The sequence below is a fragment of the Micromonospora sp. HM5-17 genome (genome assembly GCF_003762835.1).
Classification (GTDB): domain Bacteria; phylum Actinomycetota; class Actinomycetes; order Mycobacteriales; family Micromonosporaceae; genus Plantactinospora.
In genome coordinates this window covers 367,738-381,227 of sequence record NZ_RJWA01000004.1, presented here as the reverse complement: position 1 = coordinate 381,227, position 13,490 = coordinate 367,738, and the positions used below count along the sequence as shown (strand labels likewise).

General features: G+C 72.2%; 11 protein-coding genes. 5 read left to right on the top strand and 6 right to left on the bottom strand.

The genetic code is table 11. The annotated features are described in order from the left end of the window. The first annotated feature begins 74 nt into the window (after positions 1-74). Positions 75-1,988, top strand: coding sequence for a hypothetical protein (locus EF879_RS15095; RefSeq protein WP_199736433.1), 1,914 nt, complete (start codon positions 75-77; stop codon positions 1,986-1,988). 156 nt (positions 1,989-2,144) lie between these two features. Here EF879_RS15095 and ctaD read toward each other — a convergent pair whose 3' ends face one another. From ctaD to eda, 3 genes are all read right to left on the bottom strand, one after another. After that, on the bottom strand, positions 2,145-3,905 hold the full coding sequence (gene ctaD / locus EF879_RS15090) for a cytochrome c oxidase subunit I (protein ID WP_123559014.1): 1,761 nt from the start codon (positions 3,903-3,905) through the stop codon (positions 2,145-2,147). A gap of 601 nt (positions 3,906-4,506) precedes the next feature. Next, on the bottom strand, positions 4,507-5,604 hold the full coding sequence (locus tag EF879_RS15085) for a sugar kinase (protein WP_233604474.1): 1,098 nt from the start codon (positions 5,602-5,604) through the stop codon (positions 4,507-4,509). Positions 5,605-5,615: 11 nt separating this feature from the next. Beyond that, positions 5,616-6,260, bottom strand: coding sequence for a bifunctional 4-hydroxy-2-oxoglutarate aldolase/2-dehydro-3-deoxy-phosphogluconate aldolase (gene eda, locus EF879_RS15080; protein WP_123559010.1), 645 nt, complete (start codon positions 6,258-6,260; stop codon positions 5,616-5,618). Positions 6,261-6,340: 80 nt separating this feature from the next. Here eda and EF879_RS15075 point away from each other — a divergent pair, with 80 nt between their 5' ends. Then, positions 6,341-7,210, top strand: a complete 870-nt coding sequence (locus EF879_RS15075) for an IclR family transcriptional regulator (RefSeq protein WP_123559008.1) — start codon at positions 6,341-6,343, stop codon at positions 7,208-7,210. Between the two features lie 322 nt (positions 7,211-7,532). Beyond that, a complete protein-coding gene (locus EF879_RS15070) occupies positions 7,533-8,660 on the top strand; it encodes a cellulose binding domain-containing protein (protein ID WP_123559006.1) in 1,128 nt (375 codons plus the stop codon). 188 nt (positions 8,661-8,848) lie between these two features. Here EF879_RS15070 and EF879_RS15065 read toward each other — a convergent pair whose 3' ends face one another. The 3 genes from EF879_RS15065 to EF879_RS27005 all read right to left on the bottom strand — a co-directional run bounded on the left by EF879_RS15065 (position 8,849) and on the right by EF879_RS27005 (position 10,905). Then, positions 8,849-9,859, bottom strand: coding sequence for a hypothetical protein (locus EF879_RS15065; protein WP_148086448.1), 1,011 nt, complete (start codon positions 9,857-9,859; stop codon positions 8,849-8,851). Positions 9,860-10,050: 191 nt separating this feature from the next. Then, entirely contained in the window at positions 10,051-10,341 is a 291-nt protein-coding gene (locus tag EF879_RS15060; protein ID WP_123559002.1) for a hypothetical protein, read from the bottom strand. Between the two features lie 339 nt (positions 10,342-10,680). Beyond that, complete coding sequence (locus EF879_RS27005) at positions 10,681-10,905, bottom strand: hypothetical protein (RefSeq protein ID WP_148086447.1); 225 nt, start codon at positions 10,903-10,905, stop codon at positions 10,681-10,683. A gap of 259 nt (positions 10,906-11,164) precedes the next feature. Between EF879_RS27005 and EF879_RS15050 the strand changes: the two genes are divergently transcribed. After that, entirely contained in the window at positions 11,165-11,863 is a 699-nt protein-coding gene (locus EF879_RS15050; RefSeq protein WP_123558998.1) for an XRE family transcriptional regulator, read from the top strand. Between the two features lie 324 nt (positions 11,864-12,187). Continuing rightward, the gene (locus tag EF879_RS15045; RefSeq protein WP_123558997.1) at positions 12,188-13,390 is read left to right on the top strand and encodes a threonine synthase; all 1,203 of its coding nucleotides are present in this window, start codon (positions 12,188-12,190) and stop codon (positions 13,388-13,390) included. Positions 13,391-13,490 lie beyond the last annotated feature (100 nt).

Sequence of the window (13,490 nt, the reverse complement as noted above, 5' to 3'; positions counted from 1 at the left end):
TGTCGGCCGAGGCCCGCCCTGCTCAGCACGGGGACGACGCCCGGCCGGAGAGCGCCGGAGCCACGCCACGGCCGGTGACCACACAGCCAGTGACCACGCGGCCGGTCGCGCTGCCGCCGGTGGCGCCGAGGCTGCTCGCCGTCGCCACGGCGGAGCTGGCTCCCCGGCTGCGCCAGCGGCTCGACGCGGCGATCGAGCGGCTCCGCACCGCGCCGCGAGCCGCGATCGCCGGCGGGGTCCGGGTCGACTGTGGCCCCGAGGCGCCGGTCACCCTGGTCACCGGACCCTCCGGTGTCCTCACCGACGCTGACCAGGTGCGGTGTGGATGTCTGCTGGCCCCCCGCTGCCTGCACCGGGTCGCCGTCCTGAGCAGTTGCCCGGTGGCGGACCCGGACCTGCTCCCGGCGCCGCCCACCTCCGACGACGCCGCGACCGATCCCGGCGACGCCGGTGACGGGCCACCATCGGCTGCTTCCGCCGTCCCGGACTCCACCGGCGCCGCCCCCCGGGGCGGGCAGCCGGGCCGGGCCCACCGGAGCCGCGGGCCCTCCGCCGCCCAGCGCGCCGCCGCCGAGGGACTGTGGAACGCCGCGGCGGCGGTGCTGGCCGCCGGGGTGCCGGGCGCCGGCGCCGTACTCCAGGCGGAGCTGCTCCGGGCCACGCACAGCGCCCGACTCGCCGGGCTGCCCCGCGCGGAGAACGCCGCCCTGCGGGTGGTCCGCGGCCTGAGGGCCGCCCGGGCCCGGGACGACAACCACCGGCTGGCCGACCTGGTCCACGCGCTGCGCGAACTGCTGCTCACCGCTGGCCGGATCGCCGCCGGGGACGCCGACCCGGCGCTGGTCGGGGTCGCCCGACGCAGCTACCGGGCTGGCGGCAACCTGCGGGTGTACGGGGTCTGCCGCGAGCCGGTGATCAGCGCCACCGGCTATGCCGGCGTGGTGACCCACCTCCTGGGCGACGAGGACAGCTGGTTCTCTGTCGCCGACGTCCAGCCGGGCGCGCCGGCGCGGGCGACCGCGGTCGCCGCGGAGCTCGTCGACCTGGGTGCCGCCGGGCTCACCCATGCCCGGCTGGCCCGTGCCGGCCTGGTCATCACCGGTACGACCGTCTCGCCCGACGGCCGGCTCGGCTCCGGTCGAGGCGTCCGGGCCAACCCGTTCAGCAGCCCCGACTGGTCGGCAGAACCCCTGGCCCGGCTCTTCGCCCGGCCTCTCGCCGAGGCGGTGCGCGCCCAGCTGGCGGCGGACGACCCCGGGCAGGCGGACCCGAGCACCGCCCCGGCTGCGCTCGTCGGCGCCGATCTCGTGGTCGTCGGCGCCGCCGGCACCCACCTGCTCGCCCGCGAGCTGGCGACGACCACGGGGCCGCTGATCCGGCTGGCGCCGGCCAACGTCCACCCCAGCCTGGCGCACCTGACCAACCTGCGCCGCCTGGCGACCCGGCCGGGGCTGCGGATCCGGGTGGTGGCCCGGCTCGATCCCGAGCGGGCGACCACCCTGTACCCGCTCGCGGTCGGTCCGGTTCCAGGAGCCGAGCGGACGCTGCGCCTCCCGGACGACTGGCAGGGGCACGCGGACCTCGGGTACGACCTGCTCCAGGGCGCTCATCTCCCGCCGCCCGACGGGGCCGAGCCGCCGGCCGGCGAGCCCGGACCCGACCCGGTCGCCACCGCGCCGCTCTGGCGCGTCCGCCGGCTCGTCGAGCTGGCCGTCGCCGGCGGGCGGCGCGCCATCGCCGACTCGGTCCAGGGCGGCGACTCCGGGTTGGGCGTCCCGCTCCGCCAGGCCGGTTTCCGGACGGCCGCCGACCTCGGTGCCGCGCTCGTCGCCGAGTCGGGGCGGCGGGGTCGGGACGCCTTCGGCCGGCTCACCGATCCGGCGCCCGACCGGTACGCCTGGGCCTGGGTGGCGACCGCGACCCACCTGGCGGCGACCGAGCGGGCCCTGGTCCGGGCGTCGTGGGGCGACGACCTGTCGCTCGCGTAACCGGGATGGTCGGCCCGCAGGCCGCCAGCGGCAGGGGTTGGAGCCGGTCGGTGGCCCGCCGGGTCGACGGTCCCTGCGGGGTCCGGTGCGGCGGACGAGGCGGAAACCGACGCGTGGCCGGTCCCGGATCGGGACCGGCCACGCGGGTGACCAGGGTTACCGCTGGTCGATGTTGCTGGCGGTGTCTTCGGTGTAGCTGGCGCCGTGGTCGGACTCGCTGGTCAGCGGCTTGGCGCCGCCCTCGGGCGGACCGGCCAGCGACTGCCCACCGGCGGCCAGCTCGGGGAACTTGGCGTCGAAGGCGGGCCGCTCGGAGCGGATTCGCGGCATCCGGTCGAAGTTCCGCAGCGGCGGCGGACAGCTGGTGGCCCACTCCAGCGAGTTGCCGTGGCCCCACGGGTCGTCGACCTCGACCACCGGGCCGGTCTTGTACGACTTCCAGACGTTGTAGAGGAACGGCAGGGTCGAGAGACCGGTGATGATCGAACCGATGGTGGAGATCGAGTTCAGCGTGGTGAAGCCGTCGGTCGGCAGGTAGTCCGCGTACCGCCGGGGCATGCCCTCGGTGCCCAGCCAGTGCTGCACCAGGAACGTGGTGTGGAAGCCGATGAAGGTCAGCCAGAAGTGCACCCGGCTCAGCCGCTCGTCGAGCATCCGACCGAACATCTTCGGGAACCAGAAGTAGATCCCGGCGTAGACCGCGAAGACGATGGTGCCGAAGAGCACGTAGTGGAAGTGCGCCACCACGAAGTACGAGTCGGAGACGTGGAAGTCGAGCGGCGGGCTGGCGAGCAGCACACCGGTCAGGCCGCCGAGGAGGAAGGTGACCAGGAAGCCGATCGACCAGAGCATCGGGGACTCGAAGCTGATCTGGCCCCGCCACATGGTGCCGATCCAGTTGAAGAACTTCATGCCGGTCGGCACGGCGATCAGGAAGCTCAAGAAGGAGAAGAACGGCAGCAGCACCTGGCCGGTGGCGAACATGTGGTGCGCCCAGACGCTCATCGACAGCGCGGCGATGGTGATGGTCGCGCCGACGAGGCCCTTGTAACCGAAGATCGGCTTCCGGGAGAAGACCGGGATGACCTCGCTGATGATGCCGAAGAACGGCAGGGCGATGATGTAGACCTCGGGGTGGCCGAAGAACCAGAAGAGGTGCTGCCACAGCAGCGGACCGCCGGTCTCCGGGGCGAAGACGTGCGCGCCGAGGAGCCGGTCCGCGGCCAGGGCGAAGAGCGCCGCCGCGAGCAGCGGGAAGACCATGATCACCAGAAGGCTGGTGACCAGGATGTTCCAGGTGAAGATCGGCATCCGGAACATCGTCATGCCGGGGGCCCGCAGGGTCAGGATCGTGGTGATCATGTTGACGGCACCGAGGATCGTGCCCAGACCCGAGATGGTCAGGCCCATGATCCACAGGTTCGCACCGACGCCCGGCGAGTGTTCGATGTCGCTCAGCGGGGTGTACGCGAACCAGCCGAAGTCGGCCGCGCCACCCGGCGTGAGGAAGCCGCCCAGCGTCATCGTCCCGCCGAACACGTAGAGCCAGTAGGCGAAGCTGTTCAGCCGGGGGAACGACACGTCCGGCGCGCCGATCTGGAGCGGCACGACGTAGTTCGCGAACGCGAAGACGATCGGCGTCGCGAAGAACAGCAGCATGATCGTGCCGTGCATGGTGAAGAGCTGGTTGAACTGCTCCGGTGACAGGAACTGCTGTCCCGGCCGGGCCAGCTCTATGCGCATCAGCACGGCCATCAGGCCACCGATCAGGAAGAACGCGAACGCCGTGACCATGTACATGATCCCGATCTGCTTCGCGTCCGTCGTACGCAGCAGCCGCGCGAGTGCCGAGCCCTTGACCGGCTTGTGGACCGGCCAGGGCCGAGTCACGATCGGCTTGGGTGCGACGGTGGTCACGAGTGGCCTCCGGTTCTCGTTAGTCCCACTCGGCACGCGCTGTTGATCTGCGGGCCGTACCTCGGAGGCAGAATAGTCCCCGCCAGCAGTGGGTCCCGCGTCGGGTATGGCCTGACCCGCTCGTGTCGGCCGTTGCCGGCGACGACGGCGTACGTGACGTCCGGCAGACGGGTCTGCCGGCACGCCCCCGTCGGGCGGGCGGCACGCCCACTCCCGGCGGTTGGCACGCCCCCGTCGGGCGCCCGGCGCGGCCATTGGGGGCGGCCGGCACGGCTGGCTCTCCGAGCCGGGCGGCCGGCACGGCTGGCTCTCCGAGCCGGCCGCCGGGCACACTGAGGCCGGGCCGACCGGCCGCCGGTCGTGCCGCCGAACGATCCGCCCACCGGTACCAGAAGGTGTCCGCCCAGCTCACGGCCGGTTCCGGGGCATTCGCCAGGAGGCGGGAAGTGACATACGCCAGGAGACATACGCCAGGAGGCGGACGGTGACATCGGAGCGGCCGGGCGGGCCGGTGCCGAACCGGTCGCGCGGCCGGCAGCCGAAGCGACCGGGCAACCGGCAGCCGGCGCGGCGGACCCGGCCCCGGCCGCCCGGCCCACGCTCACCGCTGTACGCGGGCGCCGGCGCCGCGGACGAGCGCCTCGACCTCCTTCAGACTGACCATCGAGGTGTCGCCGGGGGTCGTCATGGCCAGCGCGCCGTGTGCCGCGCCGTACTCCACCGCGGTCGCCAGGTCACCGCCGATCAGCAACTGGTAGATCAGCCCGGAGGCGAAGCTGTCGCCGCCGCCGACCCGGTCCAGGATCTCCAGGTTGGGCCGGTGCGTCGCCTGGACGAAGCCGCTCGACGCGGACCAGGCGATCGCCCCCCAGTCGTTGATGGTCGCGGTCCGGACCGTCCGTAGCGTCGTGGCCACGACGCGGAAGTTGTCGTACTCCTTGGTGACCGCCTCGATCATCCGCTGGAAGTTGGCGACCTCCAGCTCGGTGAGGGACTCGTCGGTGTCGGGCACCTCGAAGCCGAGCGCGGCGGTGAAGTCCTCCTCGTTGCCGATCATGACGTCGACGTACCGGGCGAGACGCCGGTTGACCTCCTGTGCCCGGGCCTGTCCGCCGACCGCCTTCCAGAGGCTGGGCCGGTAGTTCAGGTCGTACGAGATGACCGTGCCGTGCCGGCGCGCCGCGGACATGGCCGCTTCGATCGTCTCCGGTGTGGTCTCGGAGAGGGCGGCGTAGATCCCGCCGGTGTGCAGCCACCGGACGCCGAGGGTGCCGAAGAGGTGGTCCCAGTCCACGTCGTCCGGGCGGAGCTGGCTGGCCGCGGTGTGGCCGCGGTCGGAGGTGCCGACGGCACCGCGGACCCCGAACCCACGCTCGGTGAAGTTGAGTCCGTTGCGGACGCGGCGGCCGATCCCGTCGTAGGGCACCCACCTCACGAAGCTGGTGTCCACGCCGCCCGTGAGGATCAGGTCCTCCAGCAGCCGCCCCACCTCGTTGTCGGCGAAGGCGGTGACCAGCGCGGTACGCATGCCGAAGCAGCGCCGCAGGCCGCGGGCGACGTTGTACTCGCCACCCCCTTCCCAGACCCGGAACGTCCGGGCGGTCCGGACCCGGCCCTCGCCGGGATCCAGGCGGAGCATGACCTCACCGAGCGAGACCAGGTCGAAACGGCAGTCCTCGGCGGGACGGATGGTCAGCATGCGCATCCCTTTCACACGGTGGAGCGGGTGTCGGAGCGGGCGGCCGCGACGGTGGCGGCGGTGAGCCGGGTGACCTCGTCCCACCGCCCGGCGGCGAGCAGGGCGGGGGCGACCATCCAGGTGCCGCCGACCGCGAGGACGGCGGGGAGGGCGAGGTAGTCGGCGAGGTTGTCGGTGTTGACCCCGCCGGTGGGAATGAACCGGACCGACCGGAACGGCGCGGCGAGAGCCTTGATCATCCCGACCCCGCCGAGCTGCTCGGCGGGGAAGAACTTCACCGTCTCCAGGCCCGCGTCCACCGCCATCTGGATCTCGGTGGCCGTGGCGGCGCCGGGGAAGACCGGCAGTCCCCGCTCCTGGCAGCGCCGGACGACGGCCGGGGAGAAACCGGGGCTGACCACGAACCGCGCCCCGGCGTCGGCAGCCTGGTCGACCTGGGCGGGGGTCAACACCGTACCGGCACCGACGAGGAAGTCCGGGCGCTCGGCCATCGCCGCGATGGTGTCGGCGGCGGCGGCGGTCCGGAACGTCACCTCGGCGGCCCGGAGCCCGCCCGCGGTGAGCGCGGCGGCGAGATCCGGTGCGGCGCCGGCGTCCTCGAGCACCACGACCGGGAGGATCCGGGTGGCGGCGATGGTCTCCAGCACACCCCTCATCTGTTCATCATCTTGAACGGTGGTCACATATGTGACCCTACTGTCGTCCCCCCGGCTGTCAAGCCGACTAGAGTGGCGGCATGACGACGGGGACGACCAGGGGAGCAGGGACCACCGAGATCTCCCCTCCGGCGCCGGCCGCGTCCCCGGAGGCCCCTCCGACGAGGACCGCGGCGCGGCGGGCCGAGGCGTTCCAACCGGTGAAGTCCGCGAGCCGGACCCTCGACGTCCTGGAGGCGCTCGCCGAGACGCGGCAACGACGGTCCCTGGTCGAGCTGGCCCGGGCCCTGGGGATCCCGAAGAGCAGCCTGCACGGCATCCTCCGGACGATGATCCAGCGCGGCTGGGTGGAGGCGGACGCCACCGGCACCCGGTTCGGGCTCGGCCTACGGGCGCTCCAGGTCGGCGCCGCCTACCTGGAGGCGGACGACGCGACCGGCCTGCTGGCCAGCGTCCTGGACGACCTGGCCAACCAGTTCGGCGAGACCGTCCACCTCGGCCGCCTGGACGGCGCGCACGTGGTCTACCTGGCCAAACGGGAGTCGGTGCATCCGCTGCGGCTGTACAGCGCGATCGGCCGGCAGCTGCCGGCGCACGCCACCGCGCTCGGCAAGGCGCTGCTCGCCGAACGACCGGACGAGGTGGTGGACCGGTTGTTGAGCTGGCCGCTGCCCGCGCTGACCCGGCACACCATCACCGACCCCGCGGCGCTGCACGCCGAACTGGCCGCCACCCGGGCCCGGGGCTACGCGGTGGACCGCGAGGAGAACACCGAGGGCATGATCTGCTTCGCCATGGCGGTGCCACTGCACTCGCCCCCGGTGGACGCGATCAGTCTCTCCGTCCCGGCGGCCCGGCTCGGCCCGGAGAGCGAGGAACGGATCGCCGCGGCGCTCCGCGCCGCGGTCGGCCAGGTCCGCGCCGCCCGCACCCTGCTCGCCGGCGCCTGACCGTCGCCGTCCCGCGCGGCCACTCCCCCGGCCCGTCCGCGGTCTCCCCGACCCGCACCCCGCGGCCCGGTCGGCCGGACCCGTCCGCGCGGCGCCCGCCGGCGCTCCACCCGCGGTACGCCGTTCAGCATGTCGAACGGTCGACGATGGCGCCGCCGTACCGGCGGACCGACCTTGTACGAGCCGGCGGTTGCACTCCAATTCGAGACATGTAAATGTGTCTCCAGCTGTCGTGGGAGCGCTCCCCACACAGCGCCGCCGCACGTCCACGCACCACGCGACACGGCCCGTCGCCACGGACACCACCACCTCGAGGAGCATCATGAGACGCCCCGCCCCCGTCTTCGCGGCGCTCGCCGGCCTGCTCGCGGCCGGTACGATCGCCGTACTCACCTCCGCCGGCCCCGCCCAGGCCGACGTGCAGATCTGCGAGCAGTACGGCTCGACCACCATCCAGGGCCGGTACGTTGTCCAGAACAACCGCTGGGGCACCACCGCCCAACAGTGCATCAACGTCACCGACACCGGCTTCCAGATCACCCGGCAGGATGGCCAGGGCAACACCAGCGGCGCACCGGTGTCGTACCCGTCGATCTTCATCGGCTGCCACTACACCAACTGCTCCCCCGGCACCAACCTGCCGATGCAGGTGAGCCAGATCAGCAGCGCGACCAGCAGCATCAGCTACACCTACGTCAGCGGCGCCACCTACAACGCCTCGTACGACATCTGGCTCGACCCGACGCCCAAGCGGGACGGCGTCAACCAGATGGAGATCATGATCTGGTTCAACCGGCAGGGCCCGATCCAGCCGATCGGTTCGTCGGTCGGCACCGCCACCGTCGGAGGCCGGACCTGGGACGTCTGGCGGGGCAGCAACGGCTCCAACAACGTCATCTCGTACCTGGCGTCGTCCCCCATCACGAGCTGGAACTTCAGCGTGCTGGACTTCATCAACGACGTCCGCAACCGGGGTGCGATCACCAACTCCTGGTACCTGACCAGCATCCAGGCCGGCTTCGAGCCGTGGCAGGGCGGCGTCGGCCTCGGGGTGAACTCGTTCTCGGCGTCGGTGAACGGCGGCGGCAACCCGCCGACGACCCCGCCCACCACGCCGCCGAACCAGGGAACCGGCAGCTGCCGCGTCGCCTACACTGCGAACTCCTGGGACACCGGCTTCACCGCCTCGGTCACCATCACCAACACCGGGTCGAGCCCGATCAACGGCTGGACGCTGACCTACACGCTGCCGGCAGGGCAGCAGATCACCAACTCGTGGAACGCCACGGTCACGCAGAGCGGATCCTCGGTGACCGCTCGCAACATCAGCTGGAACGGCACGATCGCGCCCGGCGGCACCGCCTCGTTCGGATACCAGGGCACGCTGAGCGGCAGCTACGCGTCGCCCACCTCGTTCACCCTGAACGGCACGGCCTGCACCGTCGCCTGACCGCGTACGGCCGGCGGTTCTCCCCGGGGCCGCCGGCGCCCCCCGTCGGGCGCAGTCGGCGGTGCGCCCGGCCCCCGGCCCCGGCCCGCCCGGCCGGGGCCGGACCCTGTCCGGGGCCTCGGAACCGTCGGCCCATCGGACCCCGTCCGGGATCAGAACCCGTGCCACGGTCGACCGCGCGGGCGGGATCAGTTCAGGACCGGCCCGGTCACCGTCGGCTGCCCGGCGCCGGGGCCGAGCTCGAGGTACCGGTCGCCGCCGGCGTCCCGCGGGTCGGCGAGGACGACCCGGCTCAGGTCGTGCCCGCCGGAGTCGCCGGCCAGTACGCCGGGGACCGCCGACAGCAGCGCCGACCCGACCGGCGGCACGGCCGGCGGCAGGCTGGGGCGGCCGGGCGGAAGCACCGGGGCGAGCGCCCGGAACACCGCCCGGACCCGGTCCCCGTGGTAGTCGGCGGGGTCGTCCGTGGCGCGCAGCAGCACACCGCCGTGACGCAGCGGATACACCTCGGCGAAGGCGCCCGAGGCGCGGAGCCGCGCCGGCCCGCCCAACCGGTCGGCGAGTTCGCGCGGGCAGACGGTCACCCACTCGTAGCCGCGCAGCCGGACCCGGCTCGACGCGGCCGAGGACTCCGGGTCGCGCCCGAGCGCCGCGTCCAGCATGGTGGCCGGAGCGAGGACACGGGCGTTGACCACGATCTCGCCGTACGTCGGATCCGCCGCGTCGGCGCTGGCCCGGGCGAGTTCGACGAGGGCCGGGACGACCAGGGGCAGCCGGCCGGGCCGGCCCTCGAAGCCGACGGAGACCTGCAACCGGACGTGCCGCGAATCCGGGAACCGGTCAAGGAAGACGTCCAGCTCCGAGACGGTCGCGCCCGGGTCGACGTCGAACCAGCGGGCCGAGAGCTGGCGGCACCCGGCGGTGAGGCCGTCCGCCCACTGCGCCGGGCGACGACGCCGCCCCCGCCCGCTCGCGTCCTGCTCGAACGCGGTCAGCGAGACCGCCGCGCGGGCCGCGCCGACCGGTTCGACGTACGGCAGCAGCGTCCGGCACGTCTCGGCGTACCACCACCGGGCCAGCGCGTCGAATCGGGCCGGGTCGTCCGCGCAGTCGAGATAGAGCAGCCAGGTGACGAAGTCGGGCTCCGCCCCGCCCTGACCCGACCGCCACGCGTTGCCATCGAAGAACTGATCCGCCACCACGTCCCCCCTTGCCCCACCGTCCAGGTGCCGCCGCCAGGCGGCCGGTACGGCGGCGCGGTACGGCAGGCCCGAAGCGGCGGATTCGGCCAGGGTAGCCGGCGATGCTGATCATGAATACGGCGAGGTCCGGCCGGCCGAGCCCCGATGTGAGCGGCAGGACGAGCCGTTGGCCCCGGTCCGGCCGTCCGCTAACCATCGGCTTCGCTCGGCGGTTGCCGCAATGCACTGGCGCGGACGATCAGCGGGTACGGCTGCTGATCCGGCCGCCCCGGGTCGGCGGCGAGGATCCGGACCCATTCGATGGTCGGTATCCGGTCAGGCGGGGGCTGCTCATCGGTGACCGTCACCCACAACGCCCACTCGGCGGCCGGGCACCACCCGTCCTGGCACGACGCACAATCGAGCCCTTGGGCATGGGAGACGATCAGCCGCTGGGCCATAACGACCGCTGGACCGCGCGGTCCGTCCACCATGCTCACTGGCTTACCTCTCGGGCAAGCACGTCGACCCGGACCATCAACTGCCGGCATGGCGGGTGAGGCTCGACGTGGTCCCAGCTGCAGGCCGGATGTTCGTGGGCGGCGATCCACACCCACCGTCCGGCTCCGTCATGCCGAGTCACATTCCGGTGAATCCGGGCGACTGTGACGGCGAGCTGGCTGTCCACCGGCACCGCCTGGCAGTGCGACCACTCGCCAGGGGCCAGCCTCAGCACCGCACCTTCCGGCACCTCCGGAATTACCGGCTCGGTGACGTGCGGGACACGTTCGCTCATCGCCCGGACCGTCCGGTCCGGTACCGCCGCGCCTGCCCGTACGTCAACAGCGGCAACCCGTCGCTCCGAGTCGGTCCATCCCAGCCGGCTTCATCCATCCGACCACCGTCACGATCCCGCCGATGTACGCGGCCCTTCTCCACGCCCGCGCGATCGCGAGTCCGGCGTCCATGGCGTCGTCCAGGCCCGCTGCCGCGAAGACCTCCACCGCGTGCCGTCGAAGCAGCTCACCGGTCCGGCGCCTTCTCCACCATGACCACACGCCCATGCTTCTCTCCCTTCCCGAGTACTGCCCTTCCTGCCGGCTGCTCTACTCGGCGCAAGAATCCGCAGCCACCCACCTGGCCGCAACAGATCACCGCGTACACCGGCAACACGCACGGTAGGGAGACGATTGCGACAGAAGAACCGCATGCCCCGGACGAAACGGACGATCAGCGGTACGATGCAGCAAACGTCCGAGGCGTCCTGTCGAGGTGACTGCTGTGCCGAACGACGCTCTTCGCGCGGCTCTGATTGATGCGAAGATGACGGAAGCTGATCTGGCGTCTGCGGTGGGAGTGGACGAGAAGACGGTGTCACGATGGGTGGCGAACCCTGCCCGCACACCCCATCCCCGGCATCGGTACGCGGTCGCTGCGGCACTGGAGGTTGACGTGGACGTGCTCTGGCCCGAGGCAGTCCGAACAGCTGTCAAGACCGGCTATGACCGGGAGATCGTTAGCACGTACCCGCATCGCAGCCTGGTCCCCCGGGTACTGTGGCAGGACCTGATCGGTGGCGCCCAACGGGAGATCATCTTCGCCGGCTACACGAACTACTTCCTCTGGCTGGACCTGCCCAACCTGCGTACGGTGCTGGCCCGACAGGCCGAGGCCGGCGTGGCGATCCGGTTTCTGGTCGGCGACCCCGACTCGCCGACAACGGTCGAACGAGAACGGATCGAGGCCGTTCCGTTGACGGTCAGTACTCGGATCCGGGTCACCCTGGACGAGTTCGCCAAGCTCCGCGCAGCCGCGCCAAGCGTGGCGGGCCGCCATTCCGACCACCACATCGCGATGAGTCTGTTCCGGTTCGACTCGGACATGCTGGTGTGCACTCACCTGGCCGACAAGCTGGGTCACGACTCCCCGACGCTGCACCTGCGCAGACGACAGGATGGTGGGCTGTTCGACCGGTACAGCGCACACCTCGAGTACCTCTGGGAACAGGCGCGGGAGTTCTGACCCGCTCGCCGCCGCATTCAGTCCGTCGACCGGTGCTCCCGCCACCATGGCCGCACCCCCACAGACGTACGCCGGAGAGCAGGTGGTGATGTCTACCCACACCATGCATCCCGGAGACCGGATCGAGCTGGATTACTCGAGTGGCCTTACCCCTATCGGCCCACCGTGAGCTCACGGCCGAAGGTTGGCGTCCCAATCGATGTCCGGGCGGCGAGCTTCACTCGTTAAGGCCGGTTCAAAAAGACTGGAGTCGGGGGCGTTATCGGTCGCGGCGGAAACCGAGCCAGGGATCATGAGAGGACCCGACGGACTGGAGGCCAGCCGGTGTACCTCACCCACCTGGAATGCCCGCGCTGCGGCGCCACCCACGACGCCGACCGCCCGCAGAACCTCTGCGCCTGCGGCTCCCCGCTGCTCGCCCGCTACGACCTGGCCGCGGTTCGGCGGTCGGTACGGCCGGAGGACCTGGCGCGCCGCCCGGCCGACCTGTGGCGGTACCGGGAGCTGCTGCCGGTCGCCGACGAACGGCACGTGACGACGTTCGGCGAGGGGTGGACGCCGCTGCTGCCCGCCGCGCGGTACGGGGAGTCGATCGGCCTCCCCCACCTGATGATCAAGGACGAGGGGCTCGTCCCGACCGGCTCGTTCAAGGCCCGGGGTGCGGCCGTCGGCGTCTCGCGCGCCCGGGAACTGGGGATCCGGCACGTCGGGATGCCGACCAACGGCAACGCCGGGGCGGCCTGGGCCACGTACGCCGCCCGGGCCGGGCTCCGGGCGACCATCGCGATGCCGCTCGGAGCACCGACCATCACCCGCCGGGAGTGCGTCGCCGCCGGTGCCGAGCTGCACCTGGTCGACGGGCTGATCAGCGACGCCGGCCGGTACGTCGGAACCCTGATCGCCGCCTCCGCCGGCACGCCGGACGAGATCTTCGACGTCAGCACCCTCAGGGAGCCGTACCGGCTGGAGGGCAAGAAGACCATGGGGTACGAGATCGTCGAGCAGCTCGGCTGGCGGGTTCCGGACGTGATCCTCTATCCGACCGGCGGTGGGGTGGGCCTGATCGGCATCCACAAGGCGCTGCGGGAACTGCGGGAACTGGGCTGGATCGGCGCGGAGCTGCCCCGGCTGGTCGCCGTGCAGTCGAGCGGTTGTGCGCCGATCGTGCGGGCCTTCGGGGCCGGGGCGTCCCGGGCCGAGCCCTGGACCGACGCCTGGACCCTCGCCTTCGGCATCAACGTGCCGGCTCCGCTCGGCGACGAGTTGATGCTCACGGCCCTCCGGGAGACCGCGGGCACCGCGATCGCGGTCGACGACGAGGAGATCCTGGCCGACCTGCACGACTTCGGCGCCCGGGAGGGTCTGCTGCTCTGTCCGGAGGGTGCGGCCTGTCTGACCGCTGCCCGCCGGCTACGGGCGGGTGGCTGGATCCGACCGGACGAGCGGGTGGTGGTGCTCAACACCGGTGCCGGGCTGAAGTATCCGGAGACGGTCGACGTGGACAGTCTGCCGGTCGTCGCCCCGTAAGACCGGGTCGGCGTACGTCGCCCCGTCGAGGGCGGGGCCGGGCATCCGGCGGAGATCCGACCCGCCGGCGGAAATCCGACAATGACGGTCCCCGGGAGAT